Origin of the sequence: Citrobacter sp. FDAARGOS_156, assembly GCF_001559235.2 — a bacterium.
GTDB lineage: Bacteria > Pseudomonadota > Gammaproteobacteria > Enterobacterales > Enterobacteriaceae > Citrobacter > Citrobacter youngae.
The window spans coordinates 3,368,887-3,388,141 of record NZ_CP014030.2; the positions used below are offsets into that span (position 1 = coordinate 3,368,887).

Here is a 19,255-nt window from a genome sequence, read left to right on the forward strand (position 1 = left end):
ATGGTGTTTGCTACCGGGCATTTTTGTGCATCCAGTTCCGCTTATTTGAATACGTTACAGTCGGGCGTATTTATCTCTGATTCACCCACGCAAAGAATCAATTTCTCATATGCAGCGCTTGCGAAAAGTAGATACCGTCACGCCATCTTCTCTTTCTGGTGACGGACTACCATGGCTAAACCCACCACATCCACACCGCATGATGCGGTTTTTAAAAAGATCATTTCTTATCCTGAGATGGCCCGGGATTTTCTGGAGATTCACCTCCCCGTCACATTACGTGAGATTTGCAATTTGCAAACGCTGAAGCTGGAGTCCACCAGTTTTATCGAACAGGATCTCCGCGCGTACTACTCCGATATATTGTGGTCGCTAAAGACCCACGAAGGTGATGGCTATATCTATTGTGTCATCGAACATCAGAGTACAGCTGTGCAGCACATGGCATTCCGCCTGATGCGCTATGCCACCGCTGCGATGCAGCATCATCTTGATGCCGGGAATAAAACGCTGCCGCTGGTGATCCCCATGTTGTTTTATCACGGTCAACAAAGTCCCTATCCCTGGTCACTCAACTGGCTGGATGAATTTGACAACCCACAACTGGCGCGACAACTTTATTCAGAAGCTTTTCCGCTGGTCGACATTACCGTGATTCCTGACGATGAAATCGCGCAACATCGGCGTGTTGCGCTGCTTGAATTGATGCAAAAACATATCCGCGATCGCGATTTGATGGGATTAGTGGACCGACTGGTCTCGTTATTAGTTACAAGCACCGCTAATGACAGCCAGCTACAGACGCTATTTAATTATCTGCTACAGTACGGCGACGTTTCTCACGTCAACGAATTTATCCATAAAGTTGCCGAACGTTCCCCTCATAACAAGGAGAGGCTGATGACAATCGCAGAGAGACTCAGACAAGAAGGCCACCACGATGGGCTGCAACAAGGGTTACAACAAGGATTGGAACAAGGGTTACAACAAGGATTGGAACAAGGAGTACAAAAAGGATTGGAACAAGGAGTACAAAAAGGTACGCAAGAAGAAGCAATACGGATCGCTCGCATGATGCTGGAACAAGGAATTGATCGTGATTTGGTTCAGTTAATTACCGGGTTGTTGCCAGACGATGTCACAGCGTGAGTCAGACAGGGAAGGTTTGTAACCTTCCCTGCCACTAATCAAACCGTCAGGAATTCCACCACATCGATCCAGCCGTGTTCCCCGGCGATATCCTGACCATTTAGCCAACGCCGCAGCATATTAAGCGCCATCATTGCGCAAACCTCCTGACGAACAGCCAAACTATAGCGATTTGCATTGAGTCGCACCCGCAAGGCATGCGTGCCGTCAGGTGTTGCCAGTGCGAAGTTAATATGTTCGTTTTCGAAACCCGATACCGCCAGCGCCAGTTCGGCATAATGATTGCCGCGTCGCTCGGTTATCCAGTGCGCCGTTTGCGCCAGCGTTTCTTCCTGAGATGGCACTACCTCGCTCGCTAACAACGGGGCACTGGCGCGAGACAGCTGCAGGGCAATTAAGCCTCCGGTAAATTGCTCGCTCAGCGTCAGACTGTACTGGCGCTCCTGGAGCTTACGGGCAATTTGCGCAGGTAACCCTTCGGTACCTTCAAAAATCATATTCTGGCCAGCAACGCGTTTCACCTCTGGCCATAGCGCCAGCATCGCTTCACGTTGGGAATCGGGTCCGGTTAACTTCAGCTCGATAATCGGCATCGACGAGCGATAGCCCATTGTCACCCCGGGCGGTAAAACCAAAGGATCCAGGCTCTGCGCCAGATCGCTTTCAGAACGACCAAAGGTCGTTAAGCGCAGGCATAGCGGGGGTTGAGAGAGAGAGAAACGCTCTCGCAGGCGCGGCAGGATCTCATGTTCAACCATGACTTTAAATTCTGACGGCACACCCGGCGTAAAGAACATCAGGCAGCGATTAAGCTTTACGGCGAACCCGCAGGCAGTTCCGACCGGATTATTAATAAACTCCGCACTGGCCGGAAGCTCAGCCTGTTTGCGATTGCTCGGCGCCATGACGCGTCCCCGCTCACGGAAAAAACGCGCCATTTCGGCCAGCCACGCTTCATGCAGCACCAGCCCTTCACCTTTTGCGGTTGCCGCCGCCAGTGCGCTCAAATCATCGCTGGTCGGCCCTAAGCCGCCATTGACGATCAGCACATCAGCATGTTCGCTACGCTCACGCAGAATAGCGACCAAATCGTTCAGATTGTCGCCAACTGTATTGCGGCGTGTTAACGGTAATCCCTGATTAAAGAAAAAATCGGCCAGCCAGGCGGCATTAGTGTCGACGATTTGTCCGTGCAACACTTCATCCCCGGTGGATAGCATCTCCACGTTTAACATCGTGTTCTCCTGCTTTTATGATGAAAACACTATAACGCATGGAGGGGGGAAGGCGCGACTGAACGCCGCGCCTGGTCGATTAGAAACTGGCGTTTACCCCGATGTATGGGCCGTCAGCAATCGCGTTATCGCGGTTGCCATCTTTACCCGCCAGATTCAGGTAACGGTAACCTGCTTCAATACTCAGCGGACGCATAATCGTCAGGCGCGCACCGGCATTTGCTTCTTCGTAGCTGTCGATCCCGCTGGAGAGTGAATCCGGGGAGTAGTAGTATTCACCAAACAGACGGAAACTGTCGCCAATCGGCCACTGTAAACCACCACCGACAGCTGCCGCGTAGCCTTCATCACCGTCTTTCGGGTTGGTATAGATACCTTTCCCACCGACTGTTGCCAGCAACGGACCCAGAGGGATATTCAGACCAAGGCCAAGCCCTGCAACATCACCGTCGTCATCGTTATGCATCCAGTTGCCGCTAACAGCCAGTCCAGTGGACTCAGTACCCATACCGAAACCGAGGTTGGTGTAATCTTCGCCTGCCTGACCGCTAATGCTAATCGCATTCGCCGACGCAGAAACAAACAGCATTCCGGCAAAACCCAGTAATAAACTTTTTTTCATTTTCTATCCTTTCCAGCAAGAATCAAAACATAGCCCCAAAACCGCTGGATTGTACTGCCAGATGGCGAGGAATCAATGAGCTAAAAAAGCGATGCAATGACATATTGTAACTAAATACTACCCGCAATGTTTCAGTAAGGTTAAGTTCTTACCCGAAATAGACGATAAAAGGCACCTGATTGCCGTTTTCAACAGACAACGTCATCTTCCCCGGCAAAGCTGGCTTAAACGGCAATGAAGCGTTTTTTCTGTCGCCTGCAAAAGGTAAGATGTGTTAACAATGGACTCCTCCGCCCCTCCCCTACAAGGAACAGACTTATGCGTCAAAGAACGATTGTTTGCCCACTCATTCAAAATGAAGGCTGTTTTTTACTGTGCAAAATGGCCGACGATCGCGGTGTTTTCCCTGGTCAGTGGGCGCTGTCTGGCGGCGGCGTTGAGCCAGGTGAGCGCATCGAAGAGGCTTTGCGTCGGGAAGTGAGGGAAGAGTTGGGTGAACAACTGGTATTATCAGAAATTACTCCGTGGACCTTCAGCGATGATATTCGGACCAAAACCTATGCCGATGGCAGTCAGGAAGAGATTTATATGATTTATCTCATCTTCGATTGTGTGGCGGCTAATCGTGAAGTGAACATTAACGAAGAGTTCCAGGACTTCGCCTGGGTTAAAGCGGAAGATCTTGGCACCTACGACTTAAATATCGCCACGCGTAAAACGTTGACCTTGAAAGGGTTACTGTAAATCCCACGAGTTTAAACGTAATATAAACGATGTTCACAATAGCGGTATTGTTCTCAGCATTCAGCAACAGAGACCAATGCCGCCATAACGACTAAAAATACTTTATATTCAAATAAATAAATCACCCCTCCCTGTTTTTATCTTTATACCCCAAACCTTAAACTCTTAAGGATAAATTAACCTTCAGTCTTTAACCTTTGTGGCCTGATGAAATAATTAACGATGCCCCTGTTTATCACTAAAAATAAAACTGCGGTGGCGTTAAATGGCTTGAAGGAATAATGATGTCTGACTTTTTGCCTTTCTCCCGTCCGGCAATGGGTGATGAAGAACTTGCCGCAGTTAAGGCGGTTCTGGATTCAGGGTGGATAACCACGGGTCCTAAAAATCAGCAGTTGGAAGACGCTTTCTGCCAGCTCACAGGAAACCAAAACGCCGTTGCCGTCTGTTCCGCGACGGCAGGTATGCACATTACGCTAATGGCGCTGGGTGTGGGTGAAGGCGATGAAGTGATCACCCCGTCGATGACGTGGGTATCTACACTCAACATGATTGTCCTGCTGGGCGCCACACCCGTTATGATCGATGTTGACCGCGATACGCTGATGGTGACTCCCGAACAAATTGAAGCCGCTATCACACCACGAACCAAAGCTATTATTCCCGTGCATTATGCCGGGGCCCCAGCCGATCTTGATGCCATTTACGCCATCGGTGAACGCTATGGAATCCCTGTCATTGAAGACGCAGCACACGCCGTCGGAACGTTATACAAGGGTCGTCATGTCGGTGCTCGTGGTACCGCAATCTTTTCCTTTCACGCTATCAAGAATGTGACCTGTGCTGAGGGTGGACTGATTGTTACTGACGACAGCCAGCTCGCTCAACGGCTTCGCAGCCTGAAATTTCACGGCCTGGGTGTAGATGCGTATGACCGTCAAACCTATGGCCGCGCGCCGCAAGCTGAAGTTCTCGCGCCGGGATATAAGTACAACCTGACTGATATCAATGCTGCCATCGCCCTGGTACAGTTGAACAAGCTGGCTCGTCTGAACGCACGCCGTGCGCAAATTGCGCAGCAGTATCAACAGGCGCTGGCCGATACGCCGTTTCAACCGCTCACCCTGCCTCAGTGGTCACATGTGCACGCCTGGCATTTGTTCATCATTCGCGTGGATGAAGCCCGCTGCGGGCTGAGCAGAGATGCTCTGATGGAAGCACTAAAGGCCAGAAATATTGGCACAGGCCTGCATTTTCGCGCGGCCCACACGCAGAAATATTATCGCGAACGTTTCACCGATCTTTCTTTGCCTAATACCGAATGGAATAGCGCACGCATATGTTCACTGCCGCTATTTCCCGACATGACCGACGATGACACACAACGCGTCATTACGGCACTTCGCCAGATTGCAGGACAATAAGCATGTTTGAAGCCACACCGATTAGTAAAGTCTCGGTGGTCATTCCCGTTTTTAACGAACAGGAAAGCCTGCCAGAATTAATCAGGCGCACCAACGCCGCCTGCGAAAAACTGGATACTGAATATGAAATCCTGCTCATTGACGACGGTAGCAGTGACAATTCGGCTCAACTGATGATGGACGCCTCCCAGGCACCGAACAGCCATATTGTCTCTATTCTGTTGAATCGAAACTATGGGCAACACTCGGCGATTATGGCCGGTTTCAGCCACGTCACGGGCGACCTGATCATCACGTTGGATGCTGATTTACAAAACCCGCCAGAGGAGATCCCGCGGCTGGTTGCCACGGCAAAAGAAGGCTTCGATGTCGTCGGAACGGTGCGTCAGAACCGCCAGGACAGCCGCTTTCGTAAGACCGCCTCACGGATGATCAACCATCTGATTCAGCGCACGACTGGTAAAGCCATGGGCGATTATGGCTGCATGCTGCGCGCCTATCGCCGTCACATCGTCGATGCCATGTTGCATTGCCAGGAGCGTAGCACCTTTATTCCGATCCTGGCTAACATCTTTGCCCGCCGCGCCACGGAAATCCCGGTACACCATGCCGAACGTGAATTTGGCGACTCTAAGTACAGTTTCATGCGTCTGATAAACCTGATGTATGACCTGGTAACCTGCCTGACCACCACGCCATTGCGTATGTTGAGCCTGCTGGGCAGCATCATTGCCGCCACAGGCTTTACCCTGTCGGTTCTGCTTGTTGTTCTTCGCCTGACGCTCGGCCCGCAGTGGGCGGCAGAAGGTGTGTTTATGCTGTTTGCCGTGCTGTTTACCTTTATCGGCGCGCAATTCATTGGCATGGGATTACTCGGCGAATATATCGGTCGCATCTATAACGATGTCCGCGCACGCCCTCGCTATTTTGTTCAACACGTTATCCGTCCACAAACCACGCAGTCAACTGAGGAAAACCGCGCATGAAAGCCGTCGTATTTGCCTATCACGATATGGGATGTCAGGGAGTTCAGGCCCTGTTGGATGCGGGTTATGACATCGCTGCTATTTTTACGCACGCCGATAACCCAGGTGAAAAAGCGTTTTTTGGCTCAGTTTCCCGCCTCGCTGCCAGCGCAGGTATTCCGGTGTACGCTCCGGACGAGGTCAATCATCCGCTGTGGATCGAGCGGATCGCCCAGCTCGCCCCCGATGTGATCTTCTCATTCTACTATCGCCATTTACTCAGCGATGAGATCCTGCGTCTTGCACCTGCGGGGGCCTTTAATCTGCACGGCTCATTACTGCCCAAATATCGTGGCCGTGCACCGCTGAACTGGGTATTAGTCAATGGCGAAACCGAAACAGGCGTGACGCTGCACCGCATGGTCAAGCGCGCAGATGCCGGTGCCATCGTCGCCCAACAACGCATTACCATTTCCCCCGATGACGTAGCGTTAACCCTGCATCATAAATTATGCCAGTCTGCCCGCGAGGTACTGGCACAGGCGCTGCCAGCCATCAAAGCCGGTGATTTTCAGGAGTATCCACAACAGGAAGCCGACGCCACCTGTTTTGGTCGCCGCACGCCGGAAGACAGTTTCCTTGACTGGAACAAACCCTGCGCACAACTGCATAACATGGTTCGCGCCGTGTCCGATCCATGGCCGGGTGCATTTAGCTATGCCGGTACGCAAAAATTCACCATCTGGTCATCGCGCCAGAGTGCAAATACATCTGCAGCGCTGCCGGGAACGGTTATCTCCGTATCGCCATTGCTGATTGCCTGTGCCGATGGCGCACTCGAAATCATTACCGGGCAAGCGGGTGATGGCATTACCATGCAGGGCTCACAGCTGGCACAAGTTTTGGGTCTGGTTGCCGGTTCTCGCCTCAACAGCCAGCCCGTTTCCGCCAGCAAACGTCGTACCCGCGTTTTGATCCTTGGCGTTAACGGTTTTATTGGCAACCACCTGACCGAACGCCTGCTACGCGAAGATAACTACGAAATCTACGGGCTTGATATTGGCAGCGATGCGATTGAGCGTTTTCTGCAACACCCACGATTCCATTTTGTGGAAGGTGATATCAGCATTCACTCCGAATGGATTGAATATCATGTGAAAAAATGCGACGTCGTGCTGCCACTGGTCGCCATTGCCACACCGATTGAATATACCCGCAACCCGCTGCGCGTCTTCGAACTCGATTTTGAAGAAAACCTGAAAATTATTCGTTACTGTGTCAAGTACCGCAAACGCATCATTTTCCCGTCAACATCTGAAGTCTACGGTATGTGTACCGATAAAGACTTCGATGAAGACAGCTCCAACCTGATCGTCGGCCCGGTTAATAAACCGCGCTGGATCTACTCGGTCTCTAAACAACTGCTGGATCGCGTTATTTGGGCATACGGTGAAAAAGAAGGGCTACGTTTCACCTTATTCCGTCCATTTAACTGGATGGGACCGCGTCTGGACAGCCTGAACGCCGCACGTATCGGCAGCTCACGCGCCATTACCCAACTGATCCTGAATCTGGTGGAAGGCTCCCCCATCAAGCTGATTGAAGGCGGCAAGCAGAAGCGTTGCTTTACCGACATTCGTGACGGTATCGAAGCCCTGTTCCGTATCATTGAAAACGACGGCGGGCGCTGTGATGGCGAGATCATCAATATCGGTAACCCGGATAACGAAGCAAGTATTCAGGAACTGGCTGAAATACTCCTTTCCTGCTTCGAAAAGCATCCGTTGCGCCAACACTTTCCGCCGTTTGCTGGTTTCCGCGACGTTGAGAGTAGCAGCTACTATGGTAAAGGCTACCAGGACGTTGAGCACCGCAAACCCAGTATTCGTAACGCCAAACGTTGCCTGAACTGGGAACCAACAATCGATATGCAAGAAACGGTTGAAGAGACGCTGGACTTCTTCTTACGCAGTGTGGACATCACGGAACACACATCATGACCAAAGTGGGCTTGCGCATAGATGTCGATACATTCAGGGGGACACGCGAAGGCGTGCCCCGCCTGCTGGAGACATTGAACCGGCATAACGTTCGGGCTAGTTTCTTTTTTAGCGTCGGGCCCGACAACATGGGACGCCATCTCTGGCGTCTGGTGAAGCCGCAATTTTTGTGGAAGATGCTGCGCTCAAACGCAGCCTCACTCTACGGGTGGGACATTTTACTGGCCGGCACCGCCTGGCCTGGAAAAGAAATTGGCCTGGCTAATGCGGCCATCATTTCGCAAGCTGCCCGGTATCACGAAACAGGCTTACACGCCTGGGATCATCATGCCTGGCAATCACGAAGTGGCAACTGGAACGATAAACAGCTGATTGATGATATTTCGCGGGGTATTAATGCACTCGAAACAATCATCGGCCAACCCGTTACCTGCTCTGCCGTCGCTGGCTGGCGTGCCGACTCGCGGGTCGTAGAGGCGAAAGAAACATTCCATCTGCGCTATAACAGCGATTGCAGGGGGACATCGTTATTCCGTCCTGTACTTGAAACGGGAGAAATAGGGACACCACAAATTCCGGTCACGCTACCGACATGGGATGAAGTAGTTGGTCAGGAGGTGCAGGCAGCGGACTTCAACGACTATATTCTCTCCCGCATTCAGAGGGACAAAGGCACCCCGGTCTACACGATTCACGCAGAGGTGGAAGGCATTGCTTTTCAGCAGCAATTTGACGATCTGCTCATTCGTGCCGCCGACGCCGGGATTACGTTTTGTCCACTGGGCGAACTGTTACCAGACGATATCAGTACACTGCCAACGGGCCAGATCGTTCGTGGCAAAATACCCGGCAGAGAGGGATGGCTCGGCTGCCAGCAACCCGCGAGTGTGACACCATGAAATCCGCACGTTACGCCCTGGCATTTGTCGCATTTATTGCACTGTATTTTATTTTACCCATCAATAGCCGCCTGCTCTGGCAGCCCGACGAAACGCGCTATGCTGAAATCAGCCGGGAAATGCTGACGTCTGGCGACTGGATCGTCCCACATTTTTTAGGACTACGCTATTTTGAAAAACCTATCGCGGGATACTGGTTAAACAGTATCGGGCAATGGTTATTTGGCGCAAACAACTTTGGCGTCAGAGCGGGGGCTATTTTTGCAACCCTACTGACTGCACTCCTGGTCGCCTGGCTGGCAATGCGGCTATGGCGTGATAAACGTACGGCCCTACTCTCTGCCGTCATCTTTCTAACGTTTTTCTCTGTTTACAGTATCGGAACCTATGCGGTACTTGATCCCATTATCGCGCTGTGGCTGATGGCAGGTATGTGCTGTTTTTGGGAGGGAATGCAAGCCACCACCAGAACACGTAAAATTGTCGCCTTTTTGCTGTTAGGATTTACTTGCGGCATGGGCGTGATGACCAAAGGCTTTCTCGCGCTCGCTGTCCCTGTCCTCAGCGTGTTGCCATGGGTTTTCGTGCAAAAGCGCTGGAAAGAGATCTTTATTTACGGCCTGCTGTCGATTATCAGCTGTATTGCCATTGTCCTGCCGTGGGGGCTGGCGATTGCGCAACGCGAACCCGACTTCTGGCACTACTTTTTCTGGATTGAGCATATTCAGCGTTTTGCGCAGGATGATGCCCAGCATAAAGCGCCATTCTGGTACTACATACCGGTTTTCGTGGCGGGTGCCTTACCCTGGCTCGGGCTACTACCGGGCGCATTGCGTACCGGCTGGCGTGAACGGGATGTACCACGTAGCGCCTTATACCTGCTGAGCTGGATTATTATGCCGATCCTGTTTTTCAGTATCGCCAAAGGGAAGTTGCCAACCTATATTCTTTCCTGCTTCGCACCGCTGGCAATCCTTACCGCGCGGTTTGGCTTGCAGGCTGCTGAAAAAGGTTCTGCAGCCCTGCGCGTCAACGGTTGGATCAACATTCTGTTCGGTGTTATTGGTATTGTCGCCACATTTATCGTATCCACGCTCGGACCGTTGAAGACACCGGTCTGGTCGCATATCGAAACGTATAAAGTGTTTTGCTCATGGGGTATCTTTATCACCTGGACGCTATTTGGCTGGTATACGCTTAACAACAGTGAAAAAAACTGGAAATTAGCAGCGCTCTGCCCGCTGGGACTGGCGCTATTGTTCGGCTTCTCAGTACCTGACCGGGTAATGGAATCCAAACAGCCACAGTTTTTTGTCGAGATGACCAAAGAGTCGCTGGAGTCGAGCCGTTATATTTTCACCGACAGTGTTGGCGTTGCCGCTGGCCTGGCCTGGAGCCTGAAACGCGATGACATCAACATGTACGGGCAAACAGGTGAGTTAAAATACGGCCTTAATTATCCGGATGCCCAGGGACGCTTCGTCAGCTGGGATGACTTTGCCGGCTGGTTGGCGCAACATCGTCAGGAAGGGATCATTACGCTTGTGCTGTCAATTTCGAAGGATGAGGATATTAATCAGCTTGCCATTCCTCCCGCTGACTATATCGACAATCAGGGGCGCCTGGTCTTGATTCAGTACAGGCCTAAATGATCTGGCTAACCTTAGTCTTTGCCAGCCTGCTCAGCGTCTGTGGGCAATTGTGCCAGAAGCAGGCCACCCGCCCGGTACCCGCCCACGCGCGAACACGCTATATCGCGCAGTGGATTGGTCTGGCGCTGGCCTGTCTGGGACTGGCCATGCTGCTCTGGCTGGCAGTATTGCAGAATATTCCCGTCGGCATCGCCTACCCGATGCTAAGCCTGAACTTTGTATGGGTCACGCTGGCGGCATGGAAAATCTGGCGTGAACCTGTCACAACACGTCACTGGCTGGGGGTTGGGCTACTCATCACCGGCATCTTTATTCTTGGGAGCGCGGTGTAATGGGCATCTTTTGGGGGCTGTGTAGCGTGATTATTACGTCGGTTGCTCAGCTAAGTCTGGGTTACGCGATGGATAATCTGCCGCCCATGCTGCAACCGCTGGCGTTTATCTCCGCCGTTTTTGCAACCAGCAGCAGCGCATTCGCCTTATATGGCGGGCTGGTAGGTTATTTACTGTCAGTGATGTGCTGGCATAAAGCCCTGCATCAGCTCGCGCTGAGCAAAGCCTATGCCTTGCTCAGCCTCAGCTATGTGCTGGTGTGGATCGCATCAATGATTTTACCGGGCTGGCAAGGAACCTTTTCAGTAAAAGCCCTGGTGGGTGTGCTGTGTATTATAGCGGGATTAATGACCATATTCTTACCTGCCCGCCAACACACGCCCTGAGATCATTTATCGTCAGACAGTTGTCGCAGACGCTCCCATTCTTCGGCGAGATACTGTCTGGCATCAATGATTTTAATCACTCGCGATGCGTCACGGTTAATACAATACTGGGCATCTTTTAACGGTGACAGGAGATCGCCTGCTTTTACACGCTCGCTGGCTTGCGCTTCAGCCAGCATTTTCAACGAACCACCGCTATCACAAAGTACAATATAGAGCCTCCCTGCTTTTTGGTTACAGCAAGACTTCTTCACATGCCATTCCATAGCGCACCTTTTGCTAATGATTTTCACACCAGGTTACACTTTAGCAGATAAACCAAAGGACAATGGCCAGGGAATGGCAATTATGCGAGATAAATTTAATGTTTTCTTAAGCTTTACCGCGGGTACGGACCCACTCCAGCAGCGCCCGGCGAGAAACCTTAATACCACCGCTTTTTAATTCTGCGGGTAAGGTTAGCCAACGAACGGGTTGCTGGAAACGTGCCAGCTTATCTTTCACCCATTCTGCCAGATCAATTCTTCCGGCTTCAGTATCGTACTCCACAACCGCAACGGGGCGGTGGCCAAACTCTTCATCTTCTATTGGAACAATAAAAGCTTGCAGAACATGGGGATGCGATACAATAACGCGCTCCACCTCTTCCGGTTGGATCCCTTCTCCACCGCTAAAGAACAGATTGTCCATACGCCCGACTATGGTTAGCTTGCCATCCTTTAACACGCCGCGATCGCGGGTGGCAAACCAGCCTTGCGCATTAACCAGTGGATAAAGCTGTCCGTCGCGCCAGTACCCTTGCGCCATGCTGGCGGCACGAAGCCAGACTTCATCATCAACAATCCTGACTTCTCTGCCTGGTAGTGCAGAGCCGACATCCGCCTTACCATCGGCCTCTTTCGCACACACCGTGGAGGCAAATTCCGTTAACCCGTAACCGCACCAGCAGCGAATACCCTGCTCACGAGCTTGTTCAGTCAATTCAACAGGAATCGCGGCACCGCCCAGCAACACGGCCTTTAGCGATACCGGTGTGTGATTGACCAACAGTCGCCAAAGCTGCGTGGGAACCAGCGAAGCATGGGTACAACCCACCAGCATCTGCTCTAACGGCTGCTTATCGCGCACGGTCATACGCGCGCCCGCAAACAACCAGCGCCACATAATCCCCTGACCGGAAACGTGAAATAACGGTAGCGAGAGCAGCCAGTCATCGTCTTCGCCAAATGGCATCAGTGACAGCACCCCCTGCGCACTCGCCAAATGCGCCTGACAGGTATGTACCGCTGCTTTAGGCAGTCCGGTTGAGCCGGAAGTTAACGTCATTGTGCTCAAGCGCTGAGGCAACCAGACGGCAGCATGCTCGCCAGACTGTTCCAGCATCCGCAGCGGTGCCAACCCCGGGAGCGGACTTTCGCCTTCCAGATCCAGCGCAAAACGCAGCGTTAACTCCGGGACCAGCGCATCAAGCAGCGACTGAGGCAACTGTGGGTTCACAGGTAAAACCCGCGCCCCACACTGCAACAGTGCCAGCCATGCCAGCAGCGGACGGGGATGATTCCAGGCGCGGAGCAATATGCCATCGCCCTCTCCCACCCCTTGAGCCGCAAAGCCGCTTGCCAGACGATCGACTCGCGTACAGAGTTCGCTCCAGCGTAACACCTCATCGTTGAGGCGTAAGGCTGGCGCGTCAGTACGAGCCTGTCGCCAGTGACGCCACGGCCAGTCAGTAAAATCAGGCGTATCGGACAACCGTTCCAGGCCCGATGCGCTTGCGCCATCGGGCATTTCCCGCTGGGTCATAGCAATCGTTCCAGCGCATCAATCTCAATGCACGGCAACGTACTGCCAGGCCACGCGCGTACCTGCTGGCACTGCATCAGGCTGAGCGTATCCAGACCAGGGATAGTCTGTGGCGTCAACCAGGCAGCAATGCGCGCCAGCTGGGTTAAGCCCAGGCTCGATTCGATAGAGGAGCTGATCACGGCGGTGAGACCTATCGCGTGTGCGGCGGCAACCTGCTCACGCACCTTGTCGAGGCTACCCGTCAGCGTAGGCTTGATGACGACTGCCTTCACGCCCTCTTCGGCTTCGAAGGTGAAATCCGCTTCACGCAGACTTTCATCCCAGGCAATGGCAATCCCTGTTTCACGCGAGAACGCGCGGGAATCATCACGGGTTTTACACGGCTCTTCGAGGAAGGCAATGCGCCCGCGATACTCCGGATTAACGTATTTCGCAAACTGCTGGGCTTTCAGCGGCGTCCAGGCACGATTGGCATCAAGCCGCAGGTGCAGTTCCGGGATCGCCTCCAGCAACAGGTTGACGACCATACCGTCGCGAACAGCTTCATACAGACCGACTTTGACCTTCGCAACTTTCTCACCCGGCATGTCCGCCAGTTGCAGCACCAGATCATCAGGATCGCCCGTACACAGCGGCGCAGCACGGTAGTCCGCCGCCTCTGGCAGAGTGCCTGCCAGTTCGGCCAGCGCGCAGCTTGCGCCAAAGGCGACCGAAGGCATTTGCGGTAAGGAAGCATCGCCCTGTAGCCAACCCTTCACCCAGGCCAGCAGCTCAGTTTGCGCCTCTTCCCAGCTTTCCTGACTGAAGCCCGGCAGGGGGGAGATCTCTCCCCACCCTTCGCGCTCGCCGTCACGAAGACAAACGTACAGCCCGTCACGCGTTTTTAACCGCCTGTCGCGCAGAATCACCCCCGCGTCCATGGGGATCTGCCAGCGGTATACCTGCGCGCTACGCATTACGGATTCCGTTTGAATTTGCTGAAATCAGGCTGACGTTTCTGGTTAAAGGCGTTACGGCCTTCCTGACCTTCTTCCGTCATGTAGAACAGCATCGTGGCGTTACCCGCCAGCTCCTGCAGACCCGCCTGACCATCGCAGTCAGCGTTCAGCGCAGCTTTCAGGCAGCGCAGCGCCATCGGGCTGTTTTGCAGCATTTCACGACACCAGCGCACGGTCTCTTTTTCCAGATCGACCAGCGGAACCACGGTGTTTACCAGGCCCATATCCAGCGCTTGTTTTGCATCGTACTGACGGCACAGGAACCAGATTTCACGTGCTTTTTTCTGACCGACGATGCGCGCCATGTAGGACGCGCCCCACCCGCCGTCGAAGGAACCGACTTTCGGCCCGGTCTGACCAAAGATGGCGTTTTCAGCCGCAATGGTCAGGTCACACATCATGTGCAGCACATGACCACCGCCGATGGAATACCCTGCCACCATCGCGACAACCGGTTTCGGACAGGTACGAATCTGGCGTTGGAAGTCCAGTACGTTCAGGTGATGCACACCGGAGTCATCCTGGTATCCGCCGTAGTCGCCACGTACCTTCTGATCGCCGCCTGCACAGAACGCTTTATCGCCCGCACCGGTCAGAATAATCACGCCGATGTTGTCATCATAGCGGGCATCCGCCAGCGCCTGGATCATCTCTTTCACGGTGACCGGACGGAAGGCATTGCGTACCTGCGGACGATTAATGGTGATTTTTGCGATACCGTCGGTGGATTTCTCGTAGAGAATATCGGTGTAGCCTTCAGAGCAATCGTTCCATTCTACCGGTGCGTAAAGCATTGTTTCATCAGGATAGATCATAAAATGTCCTATAGTCAGCGACGCAGAATCTGAGCCAGACAGTCCACCACGCCAGCGGGGTTTTCCCGATGCGCGTTGTGTCCGGCATTACGAATCACATGGTTTGGTACTGACATTTCCGTCGCCAGAGCGCGGAATTTATCGTCACGTTCACCACATAAATAATAAAACGGAAATGTGCGCGTAGTGAGTTGCGCACGTAAATCAGGTTGTACGGCAAGCGAGGTGGCCTCCAGCATTGCCGCCAGCGTTTGCCCGTTATTCTGGCTACGCATATCGACCAGCGCCTCTCTTTGCGCGACATTCAGTGAGGAAAAGACCGGCTGTTGATACCAGTCATTAAACACCTCGCGCAGCGGCTCTGCGCGAAAACGCGCAGCCCAGCGGCCATCCGAGAGACGACGCTGAACGCGCGCCTCTTCGCCTTGCAAGCCTGGATGCCCACCTTCAACCACCAGACCACAAAGCCCAGGCATCTCCTGACAGGCCGCCATCATCGCGACTCTGCCGCCAAGGGAATATCCCACCAGCCAGTAGTTAAGTATGTTGTAACTAAGCAGCGTATTACGCAACAAATCGCTGACGTCATCGAATCCTCTCACGCTGATGTCAGCAGAACCGCCGTGGCCAGGCAGGTCGATATACAACCGCGAAAACTCCGGGAATGCTTCACCGACCGCCTGCCATTCCCGGCAATCACCGGAAAATCCGTGCAGGAAAACCAGCCAGGGGAAATCCACCTGACCCGTGTTCGCCTGCGCGTGCAGGATCATAGATGACTTACCTGCGCCAGCAATTGCTGCAGGGTTTGCGCCCCGTCAGTTTCATTCACTACCAGCTCAATCACCGTTGCCACCGGAGTACGCCAGGCATTCGTCAGCGCGCTCTCCAGTTGCGCCCAGTTCTCCGGACGGTGATATTTGAGGTCAAACATGGCGGCAGCATGCTCAAAATGGACGTTCTGCGGCATCAGGTAGAACCGTTCACGTTCGCTTGCTGGCGTCGGCAGCAGGGAAAAAATTTGCCCACCGTTATTATTGACCACGATCAGGACAAACGGCGCGGAAACCTGACGCAATAACGCCAGCGCATTCAGGTCATACAATGCAGATAAATCGCCGACGATAGCCAGCGTCGATTTTGCGCTGGCGCGCTGTACGCCAGCTGCGGTTGACAGCAGGCCGTCAATGCCGCTCGCGCCACGATTGCTATAGACCGGGTAACCAGCCGGAAGCTGCGACAACGCATCAATCAGGCGCACCACCAGGCTGTTGCCCACAAACAGCTGTCCCTGCTCTGGCAGATACTCGTGAATACGGTGTGCCAGCTGTGCTTCGCCAAACGTATCACGGCGGGCTTCTACCGCCTGCCATGCCTGTTTCGCCAGCCGCGGGATCTCCACACACCAGGGCTGGCGTTTCTCCGCCGGATGCAGCTCCAGCCAGTCGCCAACCTTCGCGACCAGCCTGCGTCCACGATGGTGAGCCGGATCGAGGCGGCCTTCGATATTATCAACGATCCAGTATTCCTGCGGATCGCAGCTGGCCTGCCATTGCAGGAGTCGTTTTCCGGTCAGGCTGCTGCCAAGCTGCACCACAATCTGCGCCTGCTGTAACTCTGCCACCGCTTTCGAATTCCCGAGCCACAAATCGGCACACGGCAACGGTTGTCCGGTTTGCGACAGAACATCGCCAATCAACGGCCAACCTAACGTCTGCGCCCAGAGCGCAACTTTCTTGCCCTCTTCGGCGCTCATGCGCCCGGCAAGTACCACGCCACGTTTTTGCCGCCAGAAAAACCAGTCACGCTGTTTGTCGCTTTCCAGCCGACGCGCTTCACGCAGCCAGGGCTTGTCATCCTGCCACCAGTCACCAAGACGCTGCTGCCAGGCAACCCCTGTTTCATCCATGTCACCATACAGCGGTTCCGCAAATGGGCAATTGATATGCACCGCCCCGCTATGTAGCGCGGCTAAGGCGTTATCGATGGTAGACACCAGCCAGCTTGCGGGAATGTCCTGCGTCGGACGCGGTAAAGAGAGCGTTTGCGACGGATGCGAGGCAAACATACCGGCCTGACGAATCGCCTGGTTAGCGCCACAATCGATAAGCTCAGGCGGTCGGTCAGCCGTGAGTAAAATCAGTTTTTCACCGGTCAGGCCCGCTTCAATCAACGCGGGATACAAATTCGCCACCGCTGTACCGGACGTCACAATCACGGCAACAGGTTGCCTGCTGACTTTTGCCAGACCTAAGGCCAGATGCCCAAGCCCACGCTCATCAAAATGAGTATGGTGGATAAAAGCGGGGTTTTCCGCTGCCGCTAAAGTCAACGGCGTCGAACGAGAGCCAGGGGCAATACAGACATGCCTGACGCCGTGGCGAGTGAGAGCTTCCAGAATGACCGCCGCCCAGCGTCGGTTAAATGCGCTTACTGACATGAGATTGTCCGGTATCAATATTGCGACACAGTATAAAGAATCGAATAAATGGATTTTTGATATGAATCGGGAATATACACGAAATCATTATCCTTCCATCTGTAATAAAGTACGTAACCCTGCCGCTTTATTATCTATTTCTTGCCATTCTTGCTCAGGATCGGAACCGCGCACGATCCCCGCCCCGGCATACAGACGGACGACATTTGCGCTAATTTTCGCTGAACGTAATGACACGCAAAACTCGCTCTGACGCAGTGAAAGATAACCCGCAGAACCGGCATACCACTCGCGTTCAAAGGGTTCATTATGTTGGATAAATTCGCGCGCCAGCTCGCGTGGAATACCCGCTACGGCCGCAGTAGGCTGTAGCTGTACCAGACAGAGCGTATCATCCGCCTGATTGAGCGCAGTCCAGATACAGCGGCGCAGATGCTGTACTTTGCGCAGCCTGAGTACCTGCGGCGGCAGGACATCTAGGGTTTGCGTACAGTTCTGCAGCCGTTGGCAAATATCTTCCACTACCAACATGTTCTCACGCTGATTTTTATCGTCCTTCATCAGCCATTCACCCAACTGCCAGGCGCGATGATCGTCAGGGTGATTGGCAACGGTTCCGGCCAGCGCCTCAGTGCGCAGTGCCGTGTCACGCCGCCGATACAGACGTTCAGGGGAAGAGCCAAGAAAAGCAGATTCGGCGGAAAACGCCATATAGAAGTGGTAACAGTTGAGATTTAAACGACGGCTGGAGGCCATAACCGCCGCGGCATTAACTGGCTGAGAAAACTGTAAATCGGTCGCACGCGCCAGCACCACTTTGTCGAGTTCTTCCCCGGCAATAGTTTGGGTGGCAAGCTCAATAAGGCGCGTCCAGCCCGCTTTATCTGGCCAGTGTTGTTCACCGGTTAAATTCAGGCGCAGTGCGGGAAGCGGTTTTACCTGCGCAAGCGCTGAAATAAACGCAGCGGCCTGCGCGGCATCTTCACGCAACGACACGTCGCTATACAGGTGTAGTCGTAAGGTCGCAACCCCGGCACAGCGTCGCCATTCCAGTCGTGGTAGCAATAAATTACCGCGCTGCGGCTCAAACGCATTCAGGCCCCAGACGCGCAGTTCGGGGTAATTATCATGTTGGCGTAAAAACCGTTGGGCAGATTCCAGTGAGGAAAATGCGGCGACGGCTCCCAGTACGGCTGCCTCTTCGTCACCGTTACGTTGCTGCCAGTAAAACTGAGGCCAGACGGGCTGGCTGGCCAGCCATCCTAAAGCGTCAAACGCATCATTCAGAGGGAAAGGTATATCGTAAATACGAATTCCAGGTGCGGCTGGTATCTCTTGCGACAAATGACGCATCAGACTTTCCAGCGCAGTAGTGATTGAATGCACGCGGACCTCTCCCTGTTAAAAACCTCACATTATACGGGGTACTGAGCAGAAAAAGCAGTACCCCCGTATAGGGAGTGCGATGACAGCGCTGTATTTATCGCCGTGCCAGCAATAATCCCATCACTAAACCGACTGTCGCCCCCACGCCGATCCCACGCCAGGGTTTTTCGTGTACGTAGTCATCTGCCCGGCAAACAGCCTGCTTTGCACGATAATAGTAACTGTCAGAGGCGTGACTAACGCGATTTCTCACCTCTTCTAACGCCTGCTCAGCCCGCGCTTTCAACTCAAGGTATTTTTGGTCGGCAGGATCGCCGGAAGAACGTAGCACTTCTTCCAGCGTTTCGCTCAACAATTCCAAATCGTCATCAATACGTGATTCGTAAGAATGAAAAGACATTG

The 19,255-nt window shown here is 53.5% G+C and carries 19 protein-coding genes; 9 read left to right on the forward strand and 10 right to left on the reverse strand.

Annotated features, from left to right (window positions below):
* Positions 1-171: 171 nt before the first annotated feature.
* Entirely contained in the window at positions 172-1,149 is a 978-nt protein-coding gene (locus AL515_RS16515) for an Rpn family recombination-promoting nuclease/putative transposase (RefSeq protein ID WP_061068206.1), read from the forward strand.
* Between the two features lie 38 nt (positions 1,150-1,187).
* On the opposite strand, the gene AL515_RS16520 is transcribed toward AL515_RS16515, so the two are convergent.
* Together AL515_RS16520 and AL515_RS16525 are read right to left on the reverse strand one after the other, a co-directional pair.
* The gene (locus AL515_RS16520) at positions 1,188-2,384 is read right to left on the reverse strand and encodes a nicotinamide mononucleotide deamidase-related protein YfaY (protein WP_048211093.1); all 1,197 of its coding nucleotides are present in this window, start codon (positions 2,382-2,384) and stop codon (positions 1,188-1,190) included.
* 79 nt (positions 2,385-2,463) lie between these two features.
* Positions 2,464-3,006, reverse strand: a complete 543-nt coding sequence (locus AL515_RS16525; protein ID WP_048211092.1) for a YfaZ family protein — start codon at positions 3,004-3,006, stop codon at positions 2,464-2,466.
* Positions 3,007-3,324: 318 nt separating this feature from the next.
* Between AL515_RS16525 and nudI the strand changes: the two genes are divergently transcribed.
* From nudI to arnF, 8 genes are all read left to right on the forward strand, one after another.
* Positions 3,325-3,750, forward strand: a complete 426-nt coding sequence (gene nudI, locus AL515_RS16530; protein WP_048211091.1) for a nucleoside triphosphatase NudI — start codon at positions 3,325-3,327, stop codon at positions 3,748-3,750.
* Between the two features lie 284 nt (positions 3,751-4,034).
* Entirely contained in the window at positions 4,035-5,174 is a 1,140-nt protein-coding gene (arnB, locus tag AL515_RS16535; RefSeq protein WP_061068207.1) for a UDP-4-amino-4-deoxy-L-arabinose aminotransferase, read from the forward strand.
* 2 nt (positions 5,175-5,176) lie between these two features.
* Entirely contained in the window at positions 5,177-6,160 is a 984-nt protein-coding gene (gene arnC, locus AL515_RS16540) for an undecaprenyl-phosphate 4-deoxy-4-formamido-L-arabinose transferase (protein WP_061068208.1), read from the forward strand.
* Positions 6,157-8,139: a bifunctional UDP-4-amino-4-deoxy-L-arabinose formyltransferase/UDP-glucuronic acid oxidase ArnA gene (gene arnA, locus AL515_RS16545; RefSeq protein ID WP_061068209.1), complete on the forward strand. Its 1,983-nt coding sequence runs from the start codon at positions 6,157-6,159 to the stop codon at positions 8,137-8,139. Before arnC ends, arnA begins: the two co-directional genes overlap by 4 nt.
* Positions 8,136-9,038 carry a 4-deoxy-4-formamido-L-arabinose-phosphoundecaprenol deformylase gene (gene arnD, locus AL515_RS16550; RefSeq protein WP_061068210.1) on the forward strand — a complete coding sequence of 301 codons (903 nt, stop codon included), beginning with the start codon at positions 8,136-8,138 and terminating at the stop codon, positions 9,036-9,038. Before arnA ends, arnD begins: the two co-directional genes overlap by 4 nt.
* A complete protein-coding gene (gene arnT / locus AL515_RS16555) occupies positions 9,035-10,690 on the forward strand; it encodes a lipid IV(A) 4-amino-4-deoxy-L-arabinosyltransferase (protein ID WP_061068211.1) in 1,656 nt (551 codons plus the stop codon). Before arnD ends, arnT begins: the two co-directional genes overlap by 4 nt.
* Entirely contained in the window at positions 10,687-11,022 is a 336-nt protein-coding gene (gene arnE / locus AL515_RS16560; protein WP_048211085.1) for a 4-amino-4-deoxy-L-arabinose-phosphoundecaprenol flippase subunit ArnE, read from the forward strand. The genes arnT and arnE overlap by 4 nt, the downstream gene beginning before the upstream one ends.
* Positions 11,022-11,408, forward strand: a complete 387-nt coding sequence (gene arnF, locus AL515_RS16565; protein ID WP_061068212.1) for a 4-amino-4-deoxy-L-arabinose-phosphoundecaprenol flippase subunit ArnF — start codon at positions 11,022-11,024, stop codon at positions 11,406-11,408. The genes arnE and arnF overlap by 1 nt, the downstream gene beginning before the upstream one ends.
* 2 nt (positions 11,409-11,410) lie before the next feature.
* On the opposite strand, the gene pmrD is transcribed toward arnF, so the two are convergent.
* From pmrD to elaB, 8 genes are all read right to left on the reverse strand, one after another.
* Complete coding sequence (pmrD, locus tag AL515_RS16570; protein WP_048211083.1) at positions 11,411-11,674, reverse strand: signal transduction protein PmrD; 264 nt, start codon at positions 11,672-11,674, stop codon at positions 11,411-11,413.
* 106 nt (positions 11,675-11,780) lie between these two features.
* Positions 11,781-13,196, reverse strand: coding sequence for an o-succinylbenzoate--CoA ligase (gene menE, locus AL515_RS16575; protein WP_105242211.1), 1,416 nt, complete (start codon positions 13,194-13,196; stop codon positions 11,781-11,783).
* An 11-nt stretch (positions 13,197-13,207) separates the two neighbouring features.
* Positions 13,208-14,170: an o-succinylbenzoate synthase gene (gene menC, locus AL515_RS16580; protein WP_061068214.1), complete on the reverse strand. Its 963-nt coding sequence runs from the start codon at positions 14,168-14,170 to the stop codon at positions 13,208-13,210.
* Positions 14,170-15,027 (reverse strand): 1,4-dihydroxy-2-naphthoyl-CoA synthase, encoded by an 858-nt coding sequence (menB, locus tag AL515_RS16585; protein ID WP_048211080.1) that lies wholly within the window; start codon positions 15,025-15,027, stop codon positions 14,170-14,172. The genes menC and menB overlap by 1 nt, the downstream gene beginning before the upstream one ends.
* 14 nt (positions 15,028-15,041) lie before the next feature.
* Positions 15,042-15,800 (reverse strand): 2-succinyl-6-hydroxy-2,4-cyclohexadiene-1-carboxylate synthase, encoded by a 759-nt coding sequence (gene menH / locus AL515_RS16590; protein WP_061068215.1) that lies wholly within the window; start codon positions 15,798-15,800, stop codon positions 15,042-15,044.
* Entirely contained in the window at positions 15,797-17,467 is a 1,671-nt protein-coding gene (gene menD / locus AL515_RS16595; RefSeq protein ID WP_048211078.1) for a 2-succinyl-5-enolpyruvyl-6-hydroxy-3-cyclohexene-1-carboxylic-acid synthase, read from the reverse strand. The genes menH and menD overlap by 4 nt, the downstream gene beginning before the upstream one ends.
* An 87-nt stretch (positions 17,468-17,554) precedes the next feature.
* Positions 17,555-18,853 (reverse strand): isochorismate synthase MenF, encoded by a 1,299-nt coding sequence (menF, locus tag AL515_RS16600; RefSeq protein WP_061068216.1) that lies wholly within the window; start codon positions 18,851-18,853, stop codon positions 17,555-17,557.
* Between the two features lie 94 nt (positions 18,854-18,947).
* A complete protein-coding gene (gene elaB, locus AL515_RS16605) occupies positions 18,948-19,253 on the reverse strand; it encodes a stress response protein ElaB (protein ID WP_005129450.1) in 306 nt (101 codons plus the stop codon).
* Positions 19,254-19,255 lie beyond the last annotated feature (2 nt).

Bases quoted from the DNA above. Each gene is read 5' to 3' on its own strand.
- menD (WP_048211078.1), bottom strand. From the start codon at position 17,467: ATGTCAGTAAGCGCATTTAACCGACGCTGGGCGGCGGTCATTCTGGAA.
- arnD (WP_061068210.1), top strand. From the start codon at position 8,136: ATGACCAAAGTGGGCTTGCGCATAGATGTCGATACATTCAGGGGGACA.
- nudI (WP_048211091.1), top strand. From the start codon at position 3,325: ATGCGTCAAAGAACGATTGTTTGCCCACTCATTCAAAATGAAGGCTGT.
- elaB (WP_005129450.1), bottom strand. From the start codon at position 19,253: ATGTCTTTTCATTCTTACGAATCACGTATTGATGACGATTTGGAATTG.
- arnB (WP_061068207.1), top strand. From the start codon at position 4,035: ATGTCTGACTTTTTGCCTTTCTCCCGTCCGGCAATGGGTGATGAAGAA.
- menB (WP_048211080.1), bottom strand. From the start codon at position 15,027: ATGATCTATCCTGATGAAACAATGCTTTACGCACCGGTAGAATGGAAC.
- arnT (WP_061068211.1), top strand. From the start codon at position 9,035: ATGAAATCCGCACGTTACGCCCTGGCATTTGTCGCATTTATTGCACTG.
- pmrD (WP_048211083.1), bottom strand. From the start codon at position 11,674: ATGGAATGGCATGTGAAGAAGTCTTGCTGTAACCAAAAAGCAGGGAGG.
- arnF (WP_061068212.1), top strand. From the start codon at position 11,022: ATGGGCATCTTTTGGGGGCTGTGTAGCGTGATTATTACGTCGGTTGCT.
- arnA (WP_061068209.1), top strand. From the start codon at position 6,157: ATGAAAGCCGTCGTATTTGCCTATCACGATATGGGATGTCAGGGAGTT.
- AL515_RS16515 (WP_061068206.1), top strand. From the start codon at position 172: ATGGCTAAACCCACCACATCCACACCGCATGATGCGGTTTTTAAAAAG.
- AL515_RS16520 (WP_048211093.1), bottom strand. From the start codon at position 2,384: ATGTTAAACGTGGAGATGCTATCCACCGGGGATGAAGTGTTGCACGGA.
- menE (WP_105242211.1), bottom strand. From the start codon at position 13,196: ATGCCCGATGGCGCAAGCGCATCGGGCCTGGAACGGTTGTCCGATACG.
- AL515_RS16525 (WP_048211092.1), bottom strand. From the start codon at position 3,006: ATGAAAAAAAGTTTATTACTGGGTTTTGCCGGAATGCTGTTTGTTTCT.
- menH (WP_061068215.1), bottom strand. From the start codon at position 15,800: ATGATCCTGCACGCGCAGGCGAACACGGGTCAGGTGGATTTCCCCTGG.
- arnE (WP_048211085.1), top strand. From the start codon at position 10,687: ATGATCTGGCTAACCTTAGTCTTTGCCAGCCTGCTCAGCGTCTGTGGG.
- arnC (WP_061068208.1), top strand. From the start codon at position 5,177: ATGTTTGAAGCCACACCGATTAGTAAAGTCTCGGTGGTCATTCCCGTT.
- menC (WP_061068214.1), bottom strand. From the start codon at position 14,170: ATGCGTAGCGCGCAGGTATACCGCTGGCAGATCCCCATGGACGCGGGG.